Consider the following 21,684-nt stretch of genomic DNA (forward strand, 5'->3'; position numbering starts at 1 on the left):
CGGGTGCCGGCGGCCCGTCCCGTCAGCCGGCCGGACGCGGGCAGGCGGGGGCCAGGTCGGTCGTCGTGCGGGCGTCGCTGTCGTAGCTGCGCGCCCCGACGAACTCCCCGGCGGGGCGGTCGACGCCGGCCAGCGCCCGGGCCCGACGACGGTCGGCGTCCCGGAACCGCAGCGCCAGACTCAGGTGCGGGATCCACCGCCCCGGCAGGTGCCACGGGCGCGGGCCGGGCGCGCCGGTGAGCACGTCCCAGACCGCGCCGTGCAGGGCGAGCAGCTGCGGCGCGGGCCGGACCAGCCAGACCAGCGGGGCGCTCCCGTCGAGCACCGCCACCCGGCCGAGGCGGGCGGGCAGGGGCAGCGCCGCGTCGCAGAGGTCGGCGAGCCGCTGCTCGGCCCCGGGTGGGAACTCGTCGACGGAGGCGAGCGTCAGGTGCGGTCGGTTGGTGGGGTGGACGTTGCCCGCCAGGCTGGGCAGCCCCGCCTCGGCCAGCCGCTGCCAGGCCGCCCGTACCGCCTCCTCCAGCTCCGGCGAGCAGAGCAGTTCGACCGTACGCACGCCGTCAGGCTAACCGTCGGCGGTGTGCCGGGCGGCCCGGTGGGGGATGATCAGCGGATGAGCGTGCTGACCGAGACCGACGAACGCCACCTGCGCCGGGCCCTCGAACTGGCCGCCGCCGCCCGCGACGCGGGGAACGGCCCGTTCGGCTCACTGCTGGTCGACACGGAGGGGCGGGTGCTGGCCGAGGAGGTCAACACCGAGCGCACCGACGACGACATCACCGCCCATCCCGAGCTGAAGCTGGCCCGCTGGGCGGCCCGGCACCTGACCCCCGACGCGGCGGCCGTCACGACGATGTACACGAGTTGCCAGCCGTGCGGCATGTGCGCCACGGCCATCGAACGCTCGGGCCTGGGTCGGGTGGTGTACGCGCTGAGCGCCGAGCAGTTGGCGGCCCTGCGTCCGGAGCTGCCGCCCACTCCGGTGGCGTACGCCGGCCCGGCGCTGTTCGCCGAGGCCCGGGTGCCCGTCGTGGCGGGCTGAGCCGGTCAGAGCCAGCCGGCCTCCCGGGCGATCCGCACCGCCTCGACTCGGTCGGCGGCGCCGAGCTTCTGCACACAGGCGGCGAGGTGGTTGCGCACAGTCCCGGCCGCCAGGTGGGTACGCCGGGCGATCACCGCGACCGGGGTGCCGTACTCGGCCAAGCGCAGGGTCTCCAGCTCCCGGGCGGTCAACGGGCAGTCGGGCAGGGTCAGCGCGTCGGCGGCGAGCGCCGGGTCGACGTACCGGGCGCCGGAGTGGACCCGGCGGATCACGTCGGCGAGCGCCTCGCCCGGCGCGCCCTTGGGCAGGAACCCCCGGGCGCCGGCGGTCAGCGCCGGACGCAGGTGGCCGGGGCGGCCGTGGCCGGTCAGGATCACCACGGCGCAGGTGGGCAGCAGGCGGGCCAGCTCGGCGGTGGCCTGGATCCCGCCGGGCGGCGGCATCTCCAGGTCCAGGACGGCCACGTCCGGTCGGTGCGCCAGCGCGGCCGTCACGGCGGCGCGGCCGTCGGCGGCGTGCGCGACGACCTCGATGTCCGGCTCCAGGTCCAGCAGGGCCGCGAGGGCGAGCCGGATCAGCTCCTCGTCGTCGGCGAGCAGCACCCGGATCACGACGGCACCGGCAGGGTGGCCACGAGGTGGAACACCCCGCCCTCGGTGTGCGTGCGTACCGTGCCGCCGGCCGGGGCGAGCCGGTCGGCCAGCCCGCGCAGGCCGCCGCTGCGCTCGTCCGGGCCGTCGCCGCGGGCGCCGTCGTTGCGTACGGTCATCGTCACCAGGCCGTCCTCCCGGATGATCTCGATCCGGCACCACTCGGCCCGGCTGTGCCGCAGCACGTTCGTCCCGGCCTCGCGCAGCACCGCGGCCAGGTCGGCGGCGGCCTCCGGGGCCAGGTCACCGTCGGGCGGCACCACGGTGCAGCGCACCCCGCTGGTCCGCAGCACCTCGCCCACCGCGGTCATCTGCTCGGCGAGGTCGACGGTCCGGTAGCCGTGCACGGCCTCCCGTACCCGGTGCAGGGCGACTCCCGCGAGCCGCTGCACCTCGGCCGCCTCCCGGCCGGCGCGGGCGGCGTCGACCGGCGCGAGCCGCGCGGCCAGCTCGGCCTTCAGGGCGAGCACCGTCAGGTCGTGGCCGAGCAGGTCGTGCACGTCCCGGGCGAAGCGCAGCCGCTCCTCGGCGGCGGCCAGCCGGGCCCGGGCGGCCTGACCCTGCCGCGCCTCGACGAGCAGGTCCCAGAACCACACCTGCACCCAACTGATTGCGGCGACCCCGACGCCGACGCCGCCGGTGACGAGCAGGGCGTGGCGCAGCGGCTCGCCGGTCCACCCGGCCACCGCGACGGAGACGACGAGCACGGCGGCCGTCGCGGCGGCGACGGGTGCCGGCCGGAACAGCAGCGGGAACATCCCGACCAGCGACGCGCCCAACCACGCCCAGGTCGGCCAGGCGCCGGCGGCGACCGGCCCGACGAGCGGCACGCTCACCAGGGTGGCCACGCCCAGCGCAAGGTGCCGGCGGCGCCGCCGGTCGCCGGGGAGCCAGGGGGTGACCGCCGCGTGAACCACCCCCGCCTGGGCGGCGACGAACGCGAGGAGCCCGACCACGCCGAGGACCACCCGGACCGCGTCCGGCTCCCGGGCCAGCCCGACGCCGGGCAGCAACAGGGTGGCGCCGAGGTTGATGGCCAGCGACGCCAGGGTGAGCTGCCGGGCCCGGCGCAGCCGGCGGTCCGCCCCCTCGACCGTCATGCCCGTGGATCCTAGATGCGGCGCCCGCCCGGTTCACCCCGGCGAAACTCATGCCGGCACCATGCGTCCCGCACGGCTTTTCCGTGCGGTCCGCGCCTGTCGGCCCGGCGGTCGGTCGGGGCACGGTCGGGACATGACGAAGACGACGGCACGCGTACCCGGAAAATCGGACCACGACGGCCGCGGGCTGGCGCGGCATCTCGCCGAGATGGTCGCCGCGATGCTGGTGGGGATGCTGCTGCTCGACCCGCTGTGGCGGGCGGGTACGGCGGTGCTGGGCGGCGCGGATGTCCTCGCCCGGGCGGACGTGGCGGCGCTGGTGACGGCGACGGACATGTCCCTCGGGATGGTTGCCTGGATGTGGCACCGACGTCACCCCCGGATCGCCGTCGTCGAGATGGTCGCCGCCATGTACGTCCCGTTCCTGCTCCTGCTCCCGCCCTGGTGGGCCGGGCGGGTCGGGGACCGCGGGCTGCTGCTCGGCGGTCACCTGCTGATGGTGCCGGCGATGGTGCTGGTGGCGCTGCGCCACCGCCACACGCCCCCGGCGTCGGCCCGCCGGCACCCGGCCGCCGTGGCTCTGGCGCGCCGGTGGCCGACCGGGGTCGCTCTGCTGATGACGCTGGACCTCTGGATCGCGCCGGCCGTGCTCGCCCCGTGGACGCTGCTGGTGCTGCCGGCCGGCTACCTGCTGCTCGGCACCGGGCGCCGGCAGTGGCGCGACCGGCGGGCCCTCGCGCTCCAGCTCGCCGGGCTGGCCGGCTGGGGCGGGCTGGCGGCGGCCGCCCTCGCGGTGCCGGACGATGTCGGCGGGGGGCTGGTGGCCGCCGGCTGGCTGGGGCACGCCGTCTGGGACCTGGCGCACCACCGCAGCGGCCGGGTGGTCCCCCGGGCGTACGCGGAGTGGTGCGGGGTGCTGGACGTGGCGGTGGGCGTCACCATGGTGCTGGCCCTGCTGCACGGGTGAGTCGGGCGTCGTTGTGCCGGTCGCCGCGCCGGCCGTTCGGTGGTGATGAAAGGCTTGTCGCATGAGTTCCGCACCAACGCCGTCCGACCCCGCCACCCCGGCCGACGCCGACCCGGCCACCACCTTCGCCGACCTCGGGCTGCGCCCCGAGCTGCTGCACGCGCTGACCACCCTCGGCTACGAGGAGCCCACCCCGATCCAGCGGGAGGCGATCCCACCGTTGCTCGCCGGCCGGGACCTGCTGGGGCAGGCGGCGACCGGCACGGGCAAGACCGCCGCCTTCGCCCTGCCGCTGTTGCAGCGGATGCCCGACGAACGGCCGGGTGGGGATCCGGTGTCGCTGGTGCTGGTGCCCACCCGGGAGCTGGCGGTGCAGGTCTCCGAGGCGTTCCACCGGTACGGCAAGGACCTCGGTACCCGGGTCCTGCCCATCTACGGCGGCCAGCCGATCGGCCGCCAGTTGCGTGCCCTCGACTCGGGCGTGGACGTGGTGGTGGCGACGCCGGGCCGCGCCCTGGACCACATCGCCCGGGGCACCCTGCGGCTGGGGTCGCTGGCCACGGTGGTGCTGGACGAGGCCGACGAGATGCTCGACATGGGCTTCGCCGAGGACATCGAGGCGATCCTGGAGCACGTCCCCGCCGACCGGCAGACGGTCCTCTTCTCGGCGACCATGCCGGCGCGGATCGACGGGCTGGCCCGCCAGCACCTGACCGACCCGGTCCGCATCCAGATCGAACGCGAGCGGCCGGTGGCCGGCGCGGCACCCCGGGTGCGGCAGAGCGCGTACCTCGTGGCGCGGGGGCACAAGCCGGCCGCGCTGGGCCGGGTGCTGGACGTCGAGTCGCCGACCGCGGCGATCGTGTTCTGCCGCAGCCGGGAGGAGGTGGACCGGCTCACCGAGACGATGAACGGCCGGGGCTACCGGGCGGAGGCGCTGCACGGCGGGATGAGCCAGGAGCAGCGGGACCGGGTGATGGGCCGGTTGCGGGCGGGCACCGCCGACCTGCTGGTGGCCACCGACGTGGCGGCCCGCGGCCTGGACGTCGAGCAGCTCACCCACGTGGTCAACTACGACGTCCCGTCGGCGCCCGAGTCGTACGTGCACCGGATCGGCCGGGTGGGCCGGGCCGGCCGGGAGGGGGTGGCGATCACCCTCGCCGAGCCGCGCGAGCACCGGATGCTCAAGACCATCGAGCGGGTCACCGGCCAGCGGATCGCCGTCGACAAGATCCCCACGGTGGCGGACCTGCGTACCCGGCGGCTGGAGCTGACCCAGGCGGCGCTGCGGGAGTCGCTGCTGGAGGACGACCTGGAGCCGTTCCGGGCGATCGTCGAGTCGCTGACCGACGAGTTCGACCTGATGGAGGTGGCGCTCGCCGCGGTGAAGCTGGCCCACGAGGCCACTCTCCCGGGCACGGCCGACGAGGAGGAGGAGATCCCGCAGGTCGCGGTCCGGCCGGCCCGCGAGCCCCGGCCCAGGCCCGAGGGCCGGGAGCGGCGCGGCGGCGGCCGCGGCGCGGGCGACACCACGCAGGTCTTCATCGGGCTGGGCCGGCGCGCCGGGGTCCGGCCGCAGGACCTGGTCGGGGCGATCACCGGGGAGACCCGGGTCAGCGGGCGGGACATCGGCTCGATCGAGATCGCCGACCGGTTCTCCCTCGTGGAGGTCCCGTACGCGCTCGCCGACGAGGTGATCCGCGGGCTGCGCGGCAGCACCATCAAGGGCCGCAAGGCCACCGTCCGCCGGGATCGGGAGGGCGACGGTGGCGGCGAGCGCCGCTTCGACGGTGACCGCCGGGAGCGCCGCTGAGAGGTAAGGAAGGGCCCCTTCTTAACGCTTCCGGTAGAGCAGGGGCCCCTTGTTAACGCCCCTGCCACGGTCCACCGGCGCGGGCAGAAGCACGCCCTTGGCAAGCGTGTTAAAAGGGGCCCCCTGCTATACGCGAGGCGTTAACAGGGGGCCCTTCCTTCCCGGGTCAGGCCGCGGCGAGCGGCTGGCCGCCGAGGGTCTCCGCGTCGACGTCGGCGGGGCGCAGCGCCAGGGCGAGCACGTCGGCGACGTCGGTGAGGGCGTGGACGGTCAGCGCCTCGCGGACCTCGGAGGGCAGGTCGTCGAGGTCCGGCTCGTTACGCTTCGGGATGATCACCTCGGTCAGGCCGGCCCGGTGCGCGGCGAGCAGCTTCTGCTTCACGCCGCCGATGGGCAGCACCCGACCGGAGAGGGTCACCTCACCGGTCATCCCGAACTCGGGGCGTACCGGACGGCCGCTGGCCAGCGAGGCCAGCGCCGTGACCATGGTGATGCCGGCGCTGGGGCCGTCCTTGGGCACCGCGCCCGCCGGGACGTGCAGGTGGATCCGCCGCCCGGCGAGGGCGTTCGGGTCCAGCCCGAGCCGCCGCCCGTTCGACCTCAGGTACGACAGGGCGATGTGCGCGGACTCCTTCATCACGTCGCCGAGCTGGCCGGTGAGGGTCAGCCCCGGCTCGCCCTCCATGCTGGTCGCCTCGATGAAGAGCACGTCGCCGCCGGCGCCGGTGACCGCCAGTCCGGTGGCCACGCCGGGCACCGCGGTCCGCTCCGCCGACTCCGGGGTGAACTTGGGCCGGCCCAGGTAGCGGACCAGGTCGTCCACGTCCACCTGGACGGGCGCCGGGTCGGTGGCCAGCGTGACGGCCACCTTGCGGAGGATCTTCGCCAGGGCGCGTTCGAGCTGCCGGACGCCGGCTTCCCGGGTGTACTCCGCCGCGATCCGGGCCAGGGCCTCGTCGGCCACGGTCACCTCGTCGGCGGTCAGCCCGGCCCGCTCCCGCTGCCGGGGCAGCAGGTGGTCCCGGGCGATGGCCACCTTCTCGTCCTCGGTGTAGCCGTCCAGGGTGACCAGCTCCATCCGGTCCAGCAGCGGGCCGGGGACGGTCTCCACCACGTTGGCGGTGGCCAGGAAGAGCACGTCGGACAGATCGAGGTCGACCTCGAGGTAGTGGTCGCGGAAGGTGTGGTTCTGCGCCGGGTCGAGCACCTCCAGCAGGGCCGCCGCCGGGTCGCCGGCGTATCCGGCGGCCAGCTTGTCGACCTCGTCGAGGAGCACGACCGGGTTCATCGACCCGGCCTCACGCAGGGCACGGACGATCCGGCCGGGCAGCGCGCCGACGTAGGTACGGCGGTGGCCGCGGATCTCCGCCTCGTCCCGGACGCCGCCGAGGGAGACCCGGACGAAGTTGCGGCCCAGCGCCCGGGCGACGGACTCGCCGAGGCTGGTCTTCCCGACGCCGGGCGGGCCGGCGAGGGCGAGCACCGCGCCGGAGCCACGGCCGCCGACCACGCCGAGGTTGCGCTCCGCGCGCCGGTTGCGCACCGCCAGGTACTCCAGGATGCGGTCCTTCACGTCGGCCAGGCCGGCGTGGTCGGCGTCGAGCACGGCACGGGCCGCGGCCAGGTCGGTGTTGTCCTCGGTACGCGTGTTCCACGGCATCTCGAGAACGGTGTCGAGCCAGGTACGGATCCAGCCCGCCTCCGGTGAGGCGTCGCTGGCCCGCTCCAGCTTGCCGACCTCGCGCAGGGCCGCCTCGCGGACCTTCTCGGGCAGGTCGGCGGACTCGACCCGGGACCGGTAGTCGGCGGAGCCGTCCGGCTCGTCCTCGCCGAGCTCCTTGCGGATCGCGGCGAGTTGCTGGCGCAGCAGGAACTCGCGCTGGGACTTCTCCAGCCCCTCCCGCACGTCGCTGTTGATCCGCTCGCTGACCTCCTGCTCGGCCAGGTGGTCCTTCACCCAGCCGACGAGCAGCTCCAGCCGGGCGGTGACGTCCGGCGCGGCGAGCAGTTCGGTCTTCTGCGCCAGGCTCAGCCAGGGCGCGTAACCGGCCGAGTCGGCCAGCTCGGAGAGATCGGTCATCCGTTCCATGGCGTCGATGACCTGCCACGCGCCGCGCTGCTGGAGGACGGAGGTCATCAGCGCGCGGTACTCGCGGGCGAGTTCCCGGGCCCGGCCGGCCGGGGCGGGTTCGTCGAGTTCGGTCGCCTCGACCCAGAGCGCGGCGCCCGGTCCGGGCACTCCGGAGCCGATCCGGGCCCGGGTCAGGCCACGGACCACGGCGGCCGGCTCGCCGCTGGGCAGCCGGCCCACCTTCTCGATGGTCGCGACCACACCGACCGAGCCGTAGTCGCCGTCGATGCGGGGCACGGCGAGGAGCTTCTTGTCGCCGCTGGCACGGGCCGCGTCGACCGCGGCCTGGGTGGTCGGGTCGAGGGTCACCGGGATGACCATGCCGGGCAGCAGGACGGCGTCGGTCAGCGGAAGTACCGGAAGAGTTGCCATCGAACACCTGCCATCGTGTGGAGTTGAGCGTGTCAGACTCAAGTACCAAAGGGCTCCCCTTGTTCCAGCCTGTGACCCACACCACTGTCAAGGCGCCGCCAACCCCGGGCGCAGCGCGTCCGCCCGCCATTCCGGGTACGGATTAGCCGACCCGCCGAATGGCGTAGGGCGGATATTGTTGCGAATTCGGCGCGCCATACGTCAAACTCTTAGCCACACCCCGCCCGACACAGGGAGCAATGGCGATGGCAAGGAAAGTAATCACCGTTCTGACCGACGACCTCGACGGCGGAAAGGCGGATCGGACCGTCGAGTTCGCCTTGGACGGCGTGGCGTACACGATCGACGTCTCCGACGAGAACGCGGGCCTCCTGCGCAAGGCCCTGGACCCGTACATCAACGCAGGCAGGCGGATCGGTCGAGGAACGCTGGAGAGCACCCGCGCGGCCCGCCGGACGATCCGTCCGGCCACCTCCGGAATGGATCGCGAGCAGAACCGCGCCATCCGGGAATGGGCCGCCAAGAACGGGTTCGAGATTTCCGAACGGGGCCGCATCCCGGTCTCCGTCGTGGAGGCGTACAAGAACCGCTGAGCCCTCCCGGTTCACCGTCGGGCACACCGGGGTCACGCTGAGAAATCGGCGTGGCCCCGTTGACGTTTCTACCGTCGACAATTTTCGCCCTGGCGGAGAGCGCCGGCATCCAGCGTCAGCGCACCCCGTGAGCGGCACCACCCTGATCGCCCGGTGACCAACCCTTCGCCGTACCCCTAGGTTGTAATGACCGGCACGGCCGGGGCTCATTACGCGAACGACGCACGGGGGTGGCGCATGGCGACCTGGTGGAGGCAGACCGGGGGCGGGCTTCCCCGCACGTTCTGGTATCTCTGGACCGCCACGCTGATCAACCGGCTGGGCAGCTTCGTCGCCATCTACCTCGGCGTCTACCTGGTCTCGGTACGCCACTTCGACCCGTCGTACGCCGGGATGGTGATCGGGCTGCACGGCGCCGGCAGCGCGTTCGGCACGCTGCTCGGCGGCATCGTCGCGGACCGGTGGGGACGGCGGCCGGCGATGCTGTCCGGCAACGTCGCCGCCGCGGCCACCGCCGCCGGGTTGGGCCTCACCGACCATCCCCTCGCCATCGCGGCGCTCACCCTGACCCTCGGGCTCTTCCTCGGCGTGGCCCGGCCGGCCTTCACCGCCACCATCATCGACGTGGTCGGCGAGCGGGACCGGCTACGGGCGCTGACCTTGAACTACTGGGCGATCAACATCGGGTTCTCGGTGGCCGCCACGGTGGCCGGCGTGCTGATCCGCGTCGACCCGCTGCTGCTCTTCGTGATCAACGCGGCCGTGCTGCTCGGCACCGCCGCCCTGATCGCGGTCAAGGTGCCGGAGTCCCGGCCGGCCCCGGAGGCCGTCGGACCCCGCGTCCGGGCCGACCGGGGCGGCCTCGGCGCCGTCCTGCGTGACCGGGTCTTCCTCACCTTCACCGCGCTGACCGGGTTGGTCTGGCTCTGCATCGAGGCGAACGCGATGCTGCCGGTGGCGTTGCAGGCCGACGGGCTGCCCGCCTCGGCGTACGGGCCGGTCATCGCGGTGAACGGGCTGATGATCGTGGCGGGCCAGTTGTTCGTGCCCCGGCTGATCGCCCGCTTCGACCGCTCCCGCACCGTCGCGGTGGCGGCGGTGGTGATCGGCGCCGGTTTCACCGTCACCGCCGTGGCCGACACCGTCCCGCTCTACGGCCTCAGCGTGCTGGTCTGGACGCTCGGCGAGATGATGATGACGCCCGCCAACTCGGCGCTCAGCGCCGACCTCTCCCCGGCCGCGCAACGCGGTCGCTACCAGGGCGTCTACTCGCTGGGGTACGCCTTCGCCAGCTTCGCCGGCCCGACCGTGGGCGGCCTGGTCACCGGCCGGTTCGGCGACACCGCACTCTGGCTCGGGCTGTCCGGGCTGGCCCTGCTCGTGGCGGTGGGCAACCTGCTCGCCGGCCCGGCCCGCACCCGCCGGGTCGAGACGCTGCGGGCACCCGCGCCGCACCGGGTCCACCCCGTGCCCGCGGCGGCGTGACCCGCCCGGCCGGTGCGGCCCGGGGCGGCCGCGCCGGTCAGTCGGCGCAGAGGTGGTCGAAGGCGAAGCCGCCGTCGAACTCGTCCCGCCGGGCGGCCAGCTGCCGGACACGCCCACGCAGCTCGTCCCGGTCGACCAGGGCCGGCTCGACGGCGTCGAGGTCGCGCAGCCGCTCCCCCACCGCCACGGTGGCCAGGTCCTCGGCGAGCTGGCCCGGGTCGACGCCGCAGGAGAAGCGCTGCGCGAAGAGCTCGACCCGTTCGAGCAGGCAACGGCCGGGCCGTACCTCGACCCAGCTCCACCCCTCGGCCGGGCCGTCCGTCCAGTGCACGTGCAGGCCCCGCACGATCGGGTCGGCGAGGCGACGCTCGACGTACGCCTCGACGGCAGCGGCCCGGGCCAGCGCACCGAGGTCGTTCACCGGCCCGCTGCGGCCGTCGGGCAGCCGGCCGACGATCTCCCGGAACCCGACCGCGTACCCGGTCTCCGGTGCCGAGCCGGCCGCGTAGCTCCGCGCGTCGATGACGTACTCGACGAGGCGCCGGGAGTGATCGGCGCCGCGCAGCGTCGACGACTCGACCCGCAGCACCGGCAGGCCGACGGCGGCGCAGACCGTGCTGGTCATCCGCTCGACCCGGCGGGCGGCGGAACCGGCGGGTGCGGGCGGCGCGACCTGCACCGCGAAGACGGGACGGCCGCTGTCGGCAGCGCAGACCACCTGGTCGAAGCACTCCCGCTGGGCGGTGCTCCACTGGTGCCCGGTGATGCCCGGCGGGCGCCCCTGCACCAGCTCACCCAGCCGCCGCGCCGCGTACCCGAGCTGACCGGCCCGGGTGAGCTGCGGGGCGGCCCCGGCCGTGATCGGACGCAGCCAGGAAGCCGCCACGCTGCCGCTGCTCGTCATCTTCGCCAGACCCATCCGTCGCTCGATCGACGCCCGAGTCTAGGCGGCCGATCATGGACGCCGCGTCCCTGGTGGGGTGGAAACCGACCGGTCCAGATCACCGGTGCCACCCGGTGCCGGGTTGGCCGGGTCGTACCCGTTCGTCGCCCTTGCGGCGGTCCGGGTGAACGGTTCCGGGGTCCCGTCCGCGACGACTGCCCGGCGCGGAAACGGGTACGCCCCGGCCGTCCGGTCGGTCGTCGCTGAGCGGAGGTGGGCATGACGCGGCAGCAGTTCGGTTACCTCGCCGGGTTCCTCCTGGTGGCGGTCTGGGCACTCGGCGGGGCCGGTGCCGCGGTGGCCGCCGCCTTCGCCGGGCTGGTCGGCTGGTCGCTGGTCCGGGTCCTCGACGGTGCGGTCACCGTGCCCGGGTTCGCCGACCGGGCTCCCGCGGACCGGCGCCGCTGAGCGGGAGCGCGACGATGACCCGCATCCTGCCCCGTCGGGCCGTGTCCGCGCCCGAGTGCGCCACCCCGGCGCAGCGCTGGACCGCGGAGCGGATCGCCCGGCTGGTCGAGGACGCGGCGCGCGGCACGCCGGCCACCATCGGCACCGGCGCGACCGTCCGGTTGCACGGCGGCGCCGCCCGGATCGACCTGGACCTGGTCGTCGACCACGGCACCCACCTCGCGGCAGCGGCCCAGACGGTACGCCGTCGGGTCGCCGCCCGGATCGAGGCGTGCACCGGGCTCGCCGTCGAGGCGGTCACCGTCACGGTGGTGGACCTGCGCCTGCCCGACCAGGCCCCCACCACTCCACCGTCGACAAGCCGGCGGGTACGCCCGGACGGCGACCTGAGCGGCCGCCCGATGGCCGGGGGCTGACGTGCGGACGGTCAACCGGATCGCCACCCTGCTGCTCGCCGTCGCTCTGCTCACCGGCGGGGCCCTCCTCGCGATCGGGGCGCTGCTCGCCGCCGCCGGCCGTCCCGGCCCGCTGGTCCACCGCTGGTACGCCACGCTGACCACCATCCGCTGGCAGGACGCCCCGGTCCGGGCGGTCGCCGCCGGCGTCACCCTGCTCGGCGTGGTCATGCTCGTCGCCCAGCTGCGCCGGTGGCAGCCGGTCCGGCTGCGACTCGCCGAGCAGGACGGCTGGCACCTGCACCGCCGCTCGGTCGAACGGCGGCTGGCCCGGGCGGCCCGCGCCGTACCGAGCGTCCGCCGGGCCCGGGTACGCGTCCGGCGGCACGGGGACACCTGGCGACCGCGCGTGACGGCCACCGGCGACCCGGCGGCCCGCGGCGACGTCGAGTTCGCGTTGCGCCAGGAGCTCGACCGGCTGGCCGCCCCGCGCCCCGGCCCCATCGAGGTCCGGCTCGTGCCCGCCCGGCGGGCGACGTGAGCAACGCCGCCCACCGGCTGCTCTGGACGGTGCTCGCCCTGCTGCTCGTCGCCGCCGGCGGGGCCGCGTCTGCCGTCGGGCTGGGCTGGCTGCCCGGCGGGGGCGCCCCGCTGCTCGGGGCCGGACCGGTCACCTGGTGGCGGGCCGGAGCGCCGTGGAGCGTCCTCGCGGTGGCGGTCGGCGGGGTGCTGCTGGCCCTGCTCGGGCAGCGCCTGCTCACCGCCGGGCTACGGGTGCCCGGCCGGCTGGCCGGCACCCTGACCCATCCCGGGGACGGCGGTGGGCGTACCCGGGTGGCGAGCGAGGTGCTCACCGGCGCACTGGAACGCGACCTGCTCCGGGCACCGGGCGTGCACCGGGCCCGGGTGCTGCTCACCGGCCCGGTCGCCCGGCCGGACGTCTGGGTCGAGGTGCGGCTGGACCCCGCCGCCGGCCTCGGCGTGGCCCGCGCCGAGGTGGACGCGGCGGTCCGCCGGTTCGCCGCCACCCTCGGATGCCGCCCGGCGCACCTGGACGTGACGGCGGTGGTGGACGAGGCGGAGGCCCGGCACTGACCGGCCCACCCGATGCGGGGACGCCCCGGGTACGCGAGGATGCTCCGGAGCGAGGGAGGGAGCGGCCGTGCGGGTGGTGTCACTGGTGCCGTCGTTGACCGAGGCGGTGGCGCTGACGCGGCCCGAGGTGCTGGTCGGCGCCACCGACTGGTGCGCCCACCCGGCCGGCCTGGACGTCGCCCGGGTCGGCGGGAGCAAGTACCCGGACCTGGACCGCGTGCTCGCGCTCCGGCCCGACCTGGTCCTGCTCAACGAGGAGGAGAACCGGCTCGCCGACGCGGACGCCCTGCGCGCGGCCGGCGTACCGGTGCGGGTCACCTTCCCCCGTACGGTGCCCGAGGCGCTGACCCAGCTCGGCGAGCTGCTCGCCGCGATCGGGGTGTCCGGCGAGCCGGACTGGCTGCGGGCGGCCCGGCGGGCCTGGGGAGCACTGCCCGTCCCGCCGGCACCACGTGCCGCGGTGGTGCCGGTGTGGCGAAGGCCGTGGGTCGTGCTCGGCCGGGACACCTTCGCCGGTGACGTGCTGCGCCGGCTCGGCGTCGCCAACCAGTGGGCCGACCACGAGGAACGCTACCCCCGGCCGAGCCTGGACGAGCTCCGCTCCCGGGCACCCGAGCTGGTGGTGCTGCCGGACGAGCCGTATCGGTTCACCGCCGAGGACGGGCCGGAGGCGTTTCCGGGCGTACCGGCCGCACTCGCCTCGGGCCGGCACCTGACCTGGTACGGCCCGTCCCTCGCCGAGGCTCCCGCGCTGCTCGCCGCCCAGCTCGCCCACCCCGCCTGAGCCGGCTTGTCCGTCCACCGGTCCCCAGCGGCACGGCGGGGACCGACGCGTATCGGCCGGCCACGATCCGGCAGGATCGACGGAGACCACAACCCGGAACCACCGAGGAGACCCGCTCATGGAGAAGCCCGACGTTGGCCCGATCGAGGGCGCGCCGCCCGCCGATCTCGTCATCGAGGACATCACGGTCGGCGAGGGCCCGGAGGCCCGCCCCGGCCAGCTCGCCAACGTGCACTACGTCGGCGTGGCCCACTCGACCGGCCGGGAGTTCGACGCGTCGTGGAACCGGGGTGAGGCGTTCGAGTTCCCGCTCGGCGGCGGGCAGGTCATCGCCGGCTGGGACCAGGGCGTGGTCGGCATGAAGGTGGGCGGCCGGCGCAAGCTGACCATCCCGCCGCACCTGGGCTACGGCCCCCGCGGCGCCGCCGGCGTCATCAAGCCGAATGAGACGCTGATCTTCGTGGTGGATCTGCTCGGCGTCCGCTGACCCGCGACCAACCCGGGCCAGGGCCGTCGGCATCCGTGCCGACGGCCCTGCGCCACTCCGCGGTGGCGGCGGTCAGGCCGGGATCAGCTCCGCCGCCGGGGCCGACTCCACGACCGGCATGACCCGGTGCAACCCGGTGGCGCGCAGCACCCGGCGGACCACCGGGTCGGGGTCGACCAGCAGCAGTTCGCCGCCCCTGGCCCGGATCCGCAGATGCGCGGCGACCAGCGCGCGCACCCCGGCCGCCGACAGCATCCGCACACCGGACAGGTGCAGCCGCAGCACCGGCCGGGCGGGAGCCGCCCAGAGCGCGGCCCGGAACGACCCCACGGTGGCGATGTCGATCTCGCCGACCGCCCGGACGTCCACCACGTGGTCGCCCACGCTGATCTCCACGTGGAACCGGTCGCTGCGCTGCCTCATGCCGACGAACCTATCCGCTGGGACCGGCACTTCCATCGCCCGAGAACCGGGATCCGGGTACGGCCCGGGTGGCGACCCCGAGAACCCTCAGGGTGATCCCGCAGACCGCCGCCGGACCGCTGCGCTCGGGCCACCGGCCAGCTCGCCCCGCTGCTGCCGACGACGCTGCCACGGCCGGACGGCCCGCCACCGAGGTGCCGGGCCGTCCGTCGGTTGTTCCCCCAGGTCCCTCAGCCGCCGCTGATCGACGGGGCCGGTGCGGGCGCCGAGCCGCCGGCCACCGCGCCCGGGTGCGGCGCCGCGCTCTGCGTGGGCTTGAGCCCGGCCGGCACCGGCAGCGCGCTGCCCTTGGCGAAGTCGTCCCAGCTGACGTTCCAGGCCGTGAAGCCGTTGCCCTGGTCCAGCTTGACCTCGGTGCCCTTGACCGTCACCAGGTCGCCGACCTGCGTGATCCCCATCAGCCAGTCCGCCGCGTCCGACGAGACGTTGGTGCAGCCGTGCGAGACGTTGCTGCTGCCCTGGTCCCCCTCCGACCACGGCGCGGCGTGGATGAACTCGCCGCCCCAGGTGAGGCGCTGCGCGTCGTCGACGTCGACCACGTAGCCGCCCATCGGGTCGCCCCGCGTGTCGAAGGTGGTGTGGTCGAACTTCTCCATGATCACCATGTTGCCGCTGGAGGTCGGCGTGCTCTCCTTGCCAAGACTCACCGGAATCTTGCGCAGCAGCTTGCCGTCCTGGTAGACGGACATCTGCTTGGTGGCGTTGTCGATGTCGAGGGAGACCTGCCGGCCGACCGCCGCGGTCGCGGAGTGGTCCGCGTCGCCGATGGCGTCCTTGCCGATCGGCAGCCCCTGCAGGGCGCTCCGCACGCTGATCTTCGTGCCCGGCTTCCAGAAATCGGGCGCGCGGTATTCGACCTGGGTGCCGTCCGCGATCCACGACCACGTGCCCGGCTGCGGCGGATCCGTCTTCACGAACAATCGCCGCTGCACATCCGCCCTGGCCTCTTTTGGAATCGCCGGGTCGAACTTCACGACCAACGGCATCGCCGTCCCGTACGTCTGATTGTCGGTGAAATAGAGTGTGCTGGTGACCGCCGACCTGCTCGACGGCGCCGCCGTGGTGAACGTCGTCTTCTGCGTGGCGGTCTTTCCGGAATCGCCGGTCGCGGTCACCTCCGCGGTGTACGTCCGGGAATTCTGCAACGGCTTGGTCGGCACCCAGCTCGAGCCGTCCTCCCGTGGCTCGGCCGGCACCTGCGCACCCTTGTCGTCGGTGAGCCGGACCCCGGTGATCTTGCCGCCGTTGACCGTGGCGCCCACCTCGGCGCTGATCGGCACGTCCTTCGTGTGGTCCGCCGGTGTCACGGTCAGCGACGGGGGCTTCTTCTCCTGGCCCGACTTAATCGCCTTCGGCCCGGCCGTACAGCCGGCGACCACCAATGGCGTGGTCGCCATGGTTACCGCCAATAGCGTGAATCGTCGCCTCACGTCCATATTCGGCCCCCCATTTCCACTCCCCCTCGGCCACATTCTGTACGGCGTTTCCCAGGTCACGGCGCTCTTCCCCGAGAAATGCCCACGAAACCACGTGCATTTCGTCGCCGATATGCCGGACAGGTCGTTGCGGGAGGCGATGTCCCGGATCGACGCCGCTGGCGCCCCAGCGCACCGCGCGTACCACAGAAGGTCGGTCAGTCCCGGTCCGCGGGTGCCGGGATCCGTCCGGTCTGGGTTGTCTGTGGTGATCGTGCCGGATGGGCAGGGCAGGTGGAGACACGACGGGGCCGGTCACCCACGAGAGGGTGACCGGCCCCGGCCCGGTTCAGACGTTGGCCACCAGCAGCGCGGGCTGCTCGACGCAGTCCGCCACGTGGCGCAGGAAGCCGCCGGCCACCCCGCCGTCGCAGACCCGGTGGTCGAAGGTGAGGCTGAGCTGCGTCACCTTGCGGACCGCGAGCTGCCCGTCGACCACCCAGGGCTTGTCCACGATCCGGCCGACGCCCAGCAGCGCCGCCTCCGGGTGGTTGATGATCGGCGTGGAGCCGTCCACGCCGAACACCCCGTAGTTGTTGAGGGTGAAGGTGCCGCCGGTCAGCCGCGCCGGCGGCAGGGTGCCGGCCCGGGCGGCGGCGGTGGTCTCGGCGAGCGCGGCGGCCAGTTCCCGGGTGGTCAGCCGCTGGGCGTCGCGGAGCACCGGGACGAGCAGGCCCCGGTCGGTCTGCGCGGCGATGCCCAGGTGCACCCCGGCCGACTGGACGATCCGCTGACCCTCGGTGTCCACGTGCGCGTTGAGCTGCGGATACTTCCGCAGGCCGCTGAGGCAGATCCGGGCCAGCAGGGCCAGGATGCTGACCGGCGCGTCCGGGGTCGCCGCGTTGATCGCCGCCCGGGTCGCCAGCAGCCCGGTGGCGTCCACGTCCACCCAGATGGTGACCTCCGGGATCTCCCGCCGGCTGCGGGAGAGCTTGTCGGCGATCGCCTTCCGGATGCCGGTCAGCGGGATGACCACGTCCCCGTCGCCCGCGGGGGCGAGCCCCACGTGCGCCTCGGGGGCGTCCGGCACGCTGGCGAGCCGCGCGGCCGGGGCGGCCGCCGCCCCTTCCACGTCGGCGCGGCGGATCACCCCGCCGGGCCCGGTGCCCCGCAGCGAGGCCAGGTCCACGCCGCGTTCCCGGGCCAGCCGGCGGACGATCGGCGAGATGACCAGGACCGGGCCGGCCGGGTGCCCCGTGGCCACGGCCGGACCGCCGGCCGCCGGGGTGCCTCCGGCGGCCGGCGACCCGACGATCGGGGCCGGGCCGGCCGGGGCCGGCGCGGTGGCGGTGGGCTCCGGGGCCGAGGCCGACCGGGGCCGGCGACGCCGCCGCCCGGAGCCGCCGTGCCCGGTGCCGTACCCGATCAGGACGTTGCCGGAGCCGGCCCGCTCCTCCTCGCGGTAGGTGGCGTGCGGATCGTCCCCGCCCGCGCCGTCGAGCGGGGCGATGGTGATCAGCGGCTGGCCGACCGGGCGGACCTCACCCGCCGCGCCGTGCAGGGCGACGACCCGACCGGCGTACGGGCAGGGCACGTCGACGACCGCCTTCGCGGTCTCCACCTCGACCACGGTCTGGTCCACGGTGACCACGTCGCCGACGGCGACCCGCCACTCGACGATCTCCGCCTCGCTCAACCCCTCGCCCAGGTCGGGCAGGAGGAAGTCCCGGGTGCCGATCGTGGTGCTCATGCCGCCACCCAGCGGGAGTCGGGCTGGTCGTCCCACTGCAGCCGGGCGACGGTGTCCAGCACCCGGTCCACCGACGGCAGGTGGGTGTGCTCGAGCATCGGCGCCGGGTACGGGATGTCCAGGCCGGCCACCCGCAGCACCGGGGCGTGCAACGCGTGGAAGCAGCGCTCCTGCACCCGGGCGGCGATCTCCGCGCCGACGCCGGCGAAGCCCTGCGCCTCCTGGATCACCACGCACCGGCCGGTCCTGCGCACCGACGCGGTGACCGTGGCGTCGTCGAACGGCACGATGCTGCGCACGTCGACGACCTCCAGGTCCCAGCCCTCCTCGCGGGCGGCCTCGGCCGCCTCCAGCGCCACCGGCACCGCCGGGCCGTACGCCACCAGGGTGGCGTCGGTGCCCGCCCGGCGCACCACGGCCGTGCCGAACGGTGCGGTACGGGCCGGCAGTTCCGCCTCGGCGCTGGAGAAGTAGAGCTTCTTCGGCTCCATGAACACGACCGGGTCCGGGTCCTCGATCGCCTCGCGCAGCAGCGAGTACGCGTCCTCGACGGTGGCCGGGGTGACCACCTTCAGGCCGGGGGTGTGCGCGTAGTACGCCTCGGAGGAGTCGCAGTGGTGCTCGACGCCACCGATCCCGCCGGCGTACGGCACACGGATGACGATCGGCACGCTGAGCGCGCCCCGGGTGCGGTTGCGCAGCTTCGCCACGTGCGAGGCGATCTGCTCGAACGCCGGGTACGCGAACGCGTCGAACTGCATCTCGACCACCGGCCGCAGCCCGGACATGGCCAGGCCGACGGCGAAGCCGACGATGCCGGCCTCGGCGAGCGGGGTGTCGAAGCAGCGCTTGTCGCCGAACCGGGCCTGCAGCCCGTCGGTGATCCGGAAGACGCCGCCGAGCTGCCCGACGTCCTCGCCGAAGACGACCACCCGCTCGTCGTCCAGCATCGCGTCGGCGAGCGCGGCGTTGAGCGCCTTCGCCATGGTCATGGTGGCCATCAGGCGTCCCCCTCCTCTTCGCGGGCGGCGGCCAGCTCGGCACGGACCTGCTCGCGCTGCTCGACCAGCTGCGGGGTCGGCTCGGCGTACACGTGGTCGAAGAGGCTGAGCGGTTCGACCGCCGGCTGGGCGTTCATCCGGTCCCGCAGCGCGGCGGCGTACGCCTCGGCCTCGTCGGCGATCACGGCGACCGCGGCGTCGTCCAGCACGCCCCGGTCACGCAGGTACGCCTCCAGCCGGGCGATCGGGTCGCGGTCCCGCCACGCCTCGACCTCCTCGGCGTCCCGGTAGCGGGTCTGGTCGTCCGCGTTGGTGTGCGGCTCCATCCGGTAGGTGTGCGCCTCGACCAGGAACGGCCCCTTGCCCGACCGGGCGTGCTCCACCGCCCGGGTGAGCACCGCGAGCACGGCCACCGGGTCGTTGCCGTCGACCTGGTCGCTCGGCACGCCGTAGCCGACGCCCTTGTACGCCAGGCTCGGCGCGGCGGTCTGCCGGGACAGCGGCACGCTGATCGCGTACTTGTTGTTCTGCACGAAGTAGACGACCGGGGCCTTGAAGACGGCGGCGAAGTTGACCCCCTCGTGGAAGTCGCCCTCGCTGGTGGCGCCGTCGCCGATGAAGGCCAGCGCCACGGTGTCCCGCCCCTGGTACGACTCGCCGTAGGCCAGGCCGGCGGCGTGCACGCACTGGGTGGCGAGCGGGGTGCACTGCGGCGCGGTGTGCCGGGCGGCCGCGTCGTACCCGCAGTGCCAGTCGCCGCGCAGCAGGGTGAGCACCTCGACCGGGTCGATGCCCCGGGCGGTCAGCGCCATCGACTCGCGGTAGGTCGGGAAGACCCAGTCGGTGTCGCGCAGCGCCAGGACGCCGCCGACCTGGCACGCCTCCTGCCCCCGGGAGGACGGGTAGACGGCGAGGCGGCCCTGCTTGGTCAGCGCGGTCGCCTGCACGTCGAAGCGGCGGCCGACGACCATCCGGCGGTACATCTCGCGCAGCGCCTCGACCGGCGGCTCCGGGTAGTCCTCGCGGGCCGGCAGCGGGGTGCCGTCCGGGTTCAGCAGTCGGACCGGCTCGGCCTGCGGCAGCAGTCCGGCCGACGGGTCGGGGGCGGCCGGGGTGGCCTTCCGGCGGGTGCGGGGGGATGCCCTGCGGACCGCCTGGGGTGTGGTCGTCACTGCGGGACCTCCTGGACGTGTGGTGGCCCTATGCTCCTGCCGTCGGATGATTGACTCAACATCCGGGATGAACGCGGGACGAATAGCACGGAGAAGAGGGCTTGATGAGCCAAGAGACCGGGGCCGCAGCGGGCACGGCGGGCGGAACGGGACGTTCGGCCGGGCCCCTCGACGAGGTCGATCGACGGATCCTGCGGGAGCTGGTCCGCGACGGCCGGCTCTCCATCCGTACGCTGGCCGAACGCGTCCACGTGTCCCGCACGAACGCGTACGCGCGGGTGGAGCGGCTGGTCCGGGACGGGGTGATCACCGGCTTCCGGGCCCGGGTGGCACCGGAGCCGGCCGGGCTGGGCACGTCGGCGTACCTGGCGCTGACCATCGAGCAGAACACCTGGCGCGAGGTGTCGGCCGAGCTGGCCCGGGTGCGCTACGTCGAACACGTGGCGCTGCTCAGCGGCGAGCACGATGTGCTGGCCCTGGTGCGGGCACCGGACAACGCCACGCTGCGGGACGTGGTGCTCGACCGGGTGCAGAGCATCGCCGGGGTGCTGTCGACCCGTACCTGGCTGGTCTTCGAGGAGTTCGACGGGGCACAGAGCCCCTGGCCGTAGGTGTCAGCGTTCGGGCGGGGGCTCCAGGCCCTCCCGGTCGGCCAGTTCCAGCAGCGGCGCCAGGGAGAACCGGCGGCCGTCGAGGCCGGCGTGCGGGTCGCCCCGCTCGGCGAAGCGGGCGGGCAGGCTCAGCACGTCGAAGTCCTCCGGCCGCGCGTCGTCCAGTTCCGACCAGTCCAGCGGAGCGGAGACCAGGGCACGCGGGGTGGGCCGGATCGAGTACGCCGAGGTCATCGTGTGGTCGCGGGCCATCTGGTTGTAGTCGACGAAGACCGGCCGGTCCCGCTGCTCCCGCCACCAGGTGGTGGTCACCAGGTCGGGTCGCCGGCGCTGCATCTCCCGGCCCAGCGCGAGCACCGCCCGCCGGCAGTCGCCGAAGCTCCACCTCGGCTCGATGGACAGGTAGATGTGGATGCCCCGGCCGCCGGTGGTCTTCGGGTAGCCCGTCAGCCCCAGCTCGTCGAGGAACGCCCGCACCTCGTGGGCGACCGGGACCACCTGGGCGAAGTCCACGCCCGGCATCGGGTCCAGGTCGATGCGGAGCTGGTCCGGGTGCTCCACGTCGCCGGCCGAGACCGGCCAGGGGTGGAACCGCAGGGTGCCCAGGTTGGCCGCCCACACGACCACGGCCAACTCGCTCGGGGCCACCTCGTCGGCCGTCCGGCCGCTCGGGAAGGTGATGTGTGCGGTCCGTACCCAGTCGGGTGCCCCGGCCGGTAGCCGCTTCTGGTAGAACGCGTCGCCGCGGTTGTCCTGCCGGGTGGCGATCTTCGCGCCCTCGAACACGCCCCGCGGCCACCGCTCCAGCATGGTCGGCCGGTCACGCAGGGCGCGCAGGATGCCGTCGCCGACGGCGAGGAAGTAGCGGACCACATCGAGCTTGGTCAGCCCCCGCTCCGGGAAGTAGGGCTTGTCGGGGCTGGACACGCGGACCACCCGCTGCCCGACCCGGATCTCCTCGGCCGCCGTGGTCGCCACGCCCCACAC

23 protein-coding genes are annotated in these 21,684 nt (G+C 74.6%); 12 read left to right on the top strand and 11 right to left on the bottom strand.

The genetic code is table 11. The annotated features are described in order from the left end of the window. Positions 1–22: 22 nt before the first annotated feature. Positions 23–556: a 2'-5' RNA ligase family protein gene (locus ABZ570_RS00350; RefSeq protein ID WP_358055084.1), complete on the bottom strand. Its 534-nt coding sequence runs from the start codon at positions 554–556 to the stop codon at positions 23–25. A 57-nt stretch (positions 557–613) separates the two neighbouring features. Between ABZ570_RS00350 and ABZ570_RS00355 the strand changes: the two genes are divergently transcribed. Then, a complete protein-coding gene (locus ABZ570_RS00355; RefSeq protein WP_358055086.1) occupies positions 614–1,042 on the top strand; it encodes a nucleoside deaminase in 429 nt (142 codons plus the stop codon). Positions 1,043–1,047: 5 nt separating this feature from the next. On the opposite strand, the gene ABZ570_RS00360 is transcribed toward ABZ570_RS00355, so the two are convergent. Both ABZ570_RS00360 and ABZ570_RS00365 read right to left on the bottom strand, forming a co-directional pair. Beyond that, complete coding sequence (locus ABZ570_RS00360; RefSeq protein WP_358055088.1) at positions 1,048–1,653, bottom strand: response regulator transcription factor; 606 nt, start codon at positions 1,651–1,653, stop codon at positions 1,048–1,050. Continuing rightward, positions 1,650–2,792 carry a histidine kinase gene (locus tag ABZ570_RS00365; protein WP_358055090.1) on the bottom strand — a complete coding sequence of 381 codons (1,143 nt, stop codon included), beginning with the start codon at positions 2,790–2,792 and terminating at the stop codon, positions 1,650–1,652. The genes ABZ570_RS00360 and ABZ570_RS00365 overlap by 4 nt, the downstream gene beginning before the upstream one ends. Before the next feature lie 133 nt (positions 2,793–2,925). Between ABZ570_RS00365 and ABZ570_RS00370 the strand changes: the two genes are divergently transcribed. Together ABZ570_RS00370 and ABZ570_RS00375 are read left to right on the top strand one after the other, a co-directional pair. After that, positions 2,926–3,759 (top strand): hypothetical protein, encoded by an 834-nt coding sequence (locus tag ABZ570_RS00370; RefSeq protein ID WP_358055092.1) that lies wholly within the window; start codon positions 2,926–2,928, stop codon positions 3,757–3,759. A 61-nt stretch (positions 3,760–3,820) separates the two neighbouring features. Next, a complete protein-coding gene (locus tag ABZ570_RS00375; protein ID WP_358055094.1) occupies positions 3,821–5,572 on the top strand; it encodes a DEAD/DEAH box helicase in 1,752 nt (583 codons plus the stop codon). Between the two features lie 166 nt (positions 5,573–5,738). Here ABZ570_RS00375 and lon read toward each other — a convergent pair whose 3' ends face one another. Then, positions 5,739–8,075: an endopeptidase La gene (lon, locus tag ABZ570_RS00380; RefSeq protein WP_358055096.1), complete on the bottom strand. Its 2,337-nt coding sequence runs from the start codon at positions 8,073–8,075 to the stop codon at positions 5,739–5,741. Positions 8,076–8,320: 245 nt separating this feature from the next. On the opposite strand from lon, the gene ABZ570_RS00385 reads away from it, so the two are divergent. Beyond that, positions 8,321–8,668 (top strand): Lsr2 family protein, encoded by a 348-nt coding sequence (locus tag ABZ570_RS00385; protein WP_358055098.1) that lies wholly within the window; start codon positions 8,321–8,323, stop codon positions 8,666–8,668. A gap of 237 nt (positions 8,669–8,905) precedes the next feature. Next, the gene (locus ABZ570_RS00390) at positions 8,906–10,153 is read left to right on the top strand and encodes an MFS transporter (protein WP_358055100.1); all 1,248 of its coding nucleotides are present in this window, start codon (positions 8,906–8,908) and stop codon (positions 10,151–10,153) included. Positions 10,154–10,190: 37 nt separating this feature from the next. On the opposite strand, the gene ABZ570_RS00395 is transcribed toward ABZ570_RS00390, so the two are convergent. Further along, a complete protein-coding gene (locus ABZ570_RS00395) occupies positions 10,191–11,072 on the bottom strand; it encodes a DUF2726 domain-containing protein (RefSeq protein ID WP_358055102.1) in 882 nt (293 codons plus the stop codon). A gap of 243 nt (positions 11,073–11,315) precedes the next feature. On the opposite strand from ABZ570_RS00395, the gene ABZ570_RS00400 reads away from it, so the two are divergent. The 6 genes from ABZ570_RS00400 to ABZ570_RS00425 all read left to right on the top strand — a co-directional run bounded on the left by ABZ570_RS00400 (position 11,316) and on the right by ABZ570_RS00425 (position 14,265). After that, positions 11,316–11,504 (top strand): hypothetical protein, encoded by a 189-nt coding sequence (locus ABZ570_RS00400; protein WP_358055104.1) that lies wholly within the window; start codon positions 11,316–11,318, stop codon positions 11,502–11,504. A gap of 14 nt (positions 11,505–11,518) precedes the next feature. Beyond that, positions 11,519–11,920 carry an Asp23/Gls24 family envelope stress response protein gene (locus ABZ570_RS00405; RefSeq protein WP_358055106.1) on the top strand — a complete coding sequence of 134 codons (402 nt, stop codon included), beginning with the start codon at positions 11,519–11,521 and terminating at the stop codon, positions 11,918–11,920. Position 11,921: 1 nt separating this feature from the next. Beyond that, the gene (locus tag ABZ570_RS00410; RefSeq protein ID WP_358055108.1) at positions 11,922–12,440 is read left to right on the top strand and encodes a hypothetical protein; all 519 of its coding nucleotides are present in this window, start codon (positions 11,922–11,924) and stop codon (positions 12,438–12,440) included. Continuing rightward, positions 12,437–12,994 carry a hypothetical protein gene (locus tag ABZ570_RS00415; RefSeq protein WP_358055110.1) on the top strand — a complete coding sequence of 186 codons (558 nt, stop codon included), beginning with the start codon at positions 12,437–12,439 and terminating at the stop codon, positions 12,992–12,994. Before ABZ570_RS00410 ends, ABZ570_RS00415 begins: the two co-directional genes overlap by 4 nt. 67 nt (positions 12,995–13,061) lie before the next feature. Further along, complete coding sequence (locus tag ABZ570_RS00420) at positions 13,062–13,778, top strand: helical backbone metal receptor (RefSeq protein ID WP_358055112.1); 717 nt, start codon at positions 13,062–13,064, stop codon at positions 13,776–13,778. A 118-nt stretch (positions 13,779–13,896) separates the two neighbouring features. After that, positions 13,897–14,265, top strand: a complete 369-nt coding sequence (locus ABZ570_RS00425) for an FKBP-type peptidyl-prolyl cis-trans isomerase (RefSeq protein WP_358055114.1) — start codon at positions 13,897–13,899, stop codon at positions 14,263–14,265. Between the two features lie 72 nt (positions 14,266–14,337). Here ABZ570_RS00425 and ABZ570_RS00430 read toward each other — a convergent pair whose 3' ends face one another. From ABZ570_RS00430 to pdhA, 5 genes are all read right to left on the bottom strand, one after another. Next, on the bottom strand, positions 14,338–14,688 hold the full coding sequence (locus tag ABZ570_RS00430; protein ID WP_358055116.1) for an STAS domain-containing protein: 351 nt from the start codon (positions 14,686–14,688) through the stop codon (positions 14,338–14,340). A 230-nt stretch (positions 14,689–14,918) separates the two neighbouring features. After that, on the bottom strand, positions 14,919–16,184 hold the full coding sequence (locus tag ABZ570_RS00435; protein ID WP_358055118.1) for an Ig-like domain-containing protein: 1,266 nt from the start codon (positions 16,182–16,184) through the stop codon (positions 14,919–14,921). Positions 16,185–16,512: 328 nt separating this feature from the next. Then, the gene (locus tag ABZ570_RS00440) at positions 16,513–17,925 is read right to left on the bottom strand and encodes a dihydrolipoamide acetyltransferase family protein (RefSeq protein ID WP_358055310.1); all 1,413 of its coding nucleotides are present in this window, start codon (positions 17,923–17,925) and stop codon (positions 16,513–16,515) included. Beyond that, a complete protein-coding gene (locus tag ABZ570_RS00445; RefSeq protein WP_358055120.1) occupies positions 17,910–18,914 on the bottom strand; it encodes an alpha-ketoacid dehydrogenase subunit beta in 1,005 nt (334 codons plus the stop codon). The genes ABZ570_RS00440 and ABZ570_RS00445 overlap by 16 nt, the downstream gene beginning before the upstream one ends. Next, a complete protein-coding gene (pdhA, locus tag ABZ570_RS00450; protein ID WP_358055122.1) occupies positions 18,914–20,086 on the bottom strand; it encodes a pyruvate dehydrogenase (acetyl-transferring) E1 component subunit alpha in 1,173 nt (390 codons plus the stop codon). The genes ABZ570_RS00445 and pdhA overlap by 1 nt, the downstream gene beginning before the upstream one ends. A 104-nt stretch (positions 20,087–20,190) precedes the next feature. Here pdhA and ABZ570_RS00455 point away from each other — a divergent pair, with 104 nt between their 5' ends. Beyond that, the gene (locus ABZ570_RS00455) at positions 20,191–20,697 is read left to right on the top strand and encodes an Lrp/AsnC family transcriptional regulator (RefSeq protein WP_358055124.1); all 507 of its coding nucleotides are present in this window, start codon (positions 20,191–20,193) and stop codon (positions 20,695–20,697) included. A 3-nt stretch (positions 20,698–20,700) separates the two neighbouring features. On the opposite strand, the gene ABZ570_RS00460 is transcribed toward ABZ570_RS00455, so the two are convergent. Next, complete coding sequence (locus ABZ570_RS00460; RefSeq protein WP_358055126.1) at positions 20,701–21,684, bottom strand: DNA primase small subunit domain-containing protein; 984 nt, start codon at positions 21,682–21,684, stop codon at positions 20,701–20,703.

Source organism: Micromonospora sp. NPDC007271, from assembly GCF_040634005.1.
GTDB lineage: Bacteria > Actinomycetota > Actinomycetes > Mycobacteriales > Micromonosporaceae > Micromonospora.

Bases quoted from the DNA above. Each gene is read 5' to 3' on its own strand.
- ABZ570_RS00365 (WP_358055090.1), bottom strand. From the start codon at position 2,792: ATGACGGTCGAGGGGGCGGACCGCCGGCTGCGCCGGGCCCGGCAGCTC.
- ABZ570_RS00435 (WP_358055118.1), bottom strand. From the start codon at position 16,184: ATGGACGTGAGGCGACGATTCACGCTATTGGCGGTAACCATGGCGACC.
- ABZ570_RS00370 (WP_358055092.1), top strand. From the start codon at position 2,926: ATGACGAAGACGACGGCACGCGTACCCGGAAAATCGGACCACGACGGC.
- ABZ570_RS00455 (WP_358055124.1), top strand. From the start codon at position 20,191: ATGAGCCAAGAGACCGGGGCCGCAGCGGGCACGGCGGGCGGAACGGGA.
- ABZ570_RS00355 (WP_358055086.1), top strand. From the start codon at position 614: ATGAGCGTGCTGACCGAGACCGACGAACGCCACCTGCGCCGGGCCCTC.
- ABZ570_RS00430 (WP_358055116.1), bottom strand. From the start codon at position 14,688: ATGAGGCAGCGCAGCGACCGGTTCCACGTGGAGATCAGCGTGGGCGAC.
- ABZ570_RS00405 (WP_358055106.1), top strand. From the start codon at position 11,519: ATGACCCGCATCCTGCCCCGTCGGGCCGTGTCCGCGCCCGAGTGCGCC.
- ABZ570_RS00390 (WP_358055100.1), top strand. From the start codon at position 8,906: ATGGCGACCTGGTGGAGGCAGACCGGGGGCGGGCTTCCCCGCACGTTC.
- ABZ570_RS00375 (WP_358055094.1), top strand. From the start codon at position 3,821: ATGAGTTCCGCACCAACGCCGTCCGACCCCGCCACCCCGGCCGACGCC.
- lon (WP_358055096.1), bottom strand. From the start codon at position 8,075: ATGGCAACTCTTCCGGTACTTCCGCTGACCGACGCCGTCCTGCTGCCC.
- ABZ570_RS00445 (WP_358055120.1), bottom strand. From the start codon at position 18,914: ATGGCCACCATGACCATGGCGAAGGCGCTCAACGCCGCGCTCGCCGAC.
- ABZ570_RS00385 (WP_358055098.1), top strand. From the start codon at position 8,321: ATGGCAAGGAAAGTAATCACCGTTCTGACCGACGACCTCGACGGCGGA.
- ABZ570_RS00400 (WP_358055104.1), top strand. From the start codon at position 11,316: ATGACGCGGCAGCAGTTCGGTTACCTCGCCGGGTTCCTCCTGGTGGCG.
- ABZ570_RS00395 (WP_358055102.1), bottom strand. From the start codon at position 11,072: ATGGGTCTGGCGAAGATGACGAGCAGCGGCAGCGTGGCGGCTTCCTGG.
- ABZ570_RS00425 (WP_358055114.1), top strand. From the start codon at position 13,897: ATGGAGAAGCCCGACGTTGGCCCGATCGAGGGCGCGCCGCCCGCCGAT.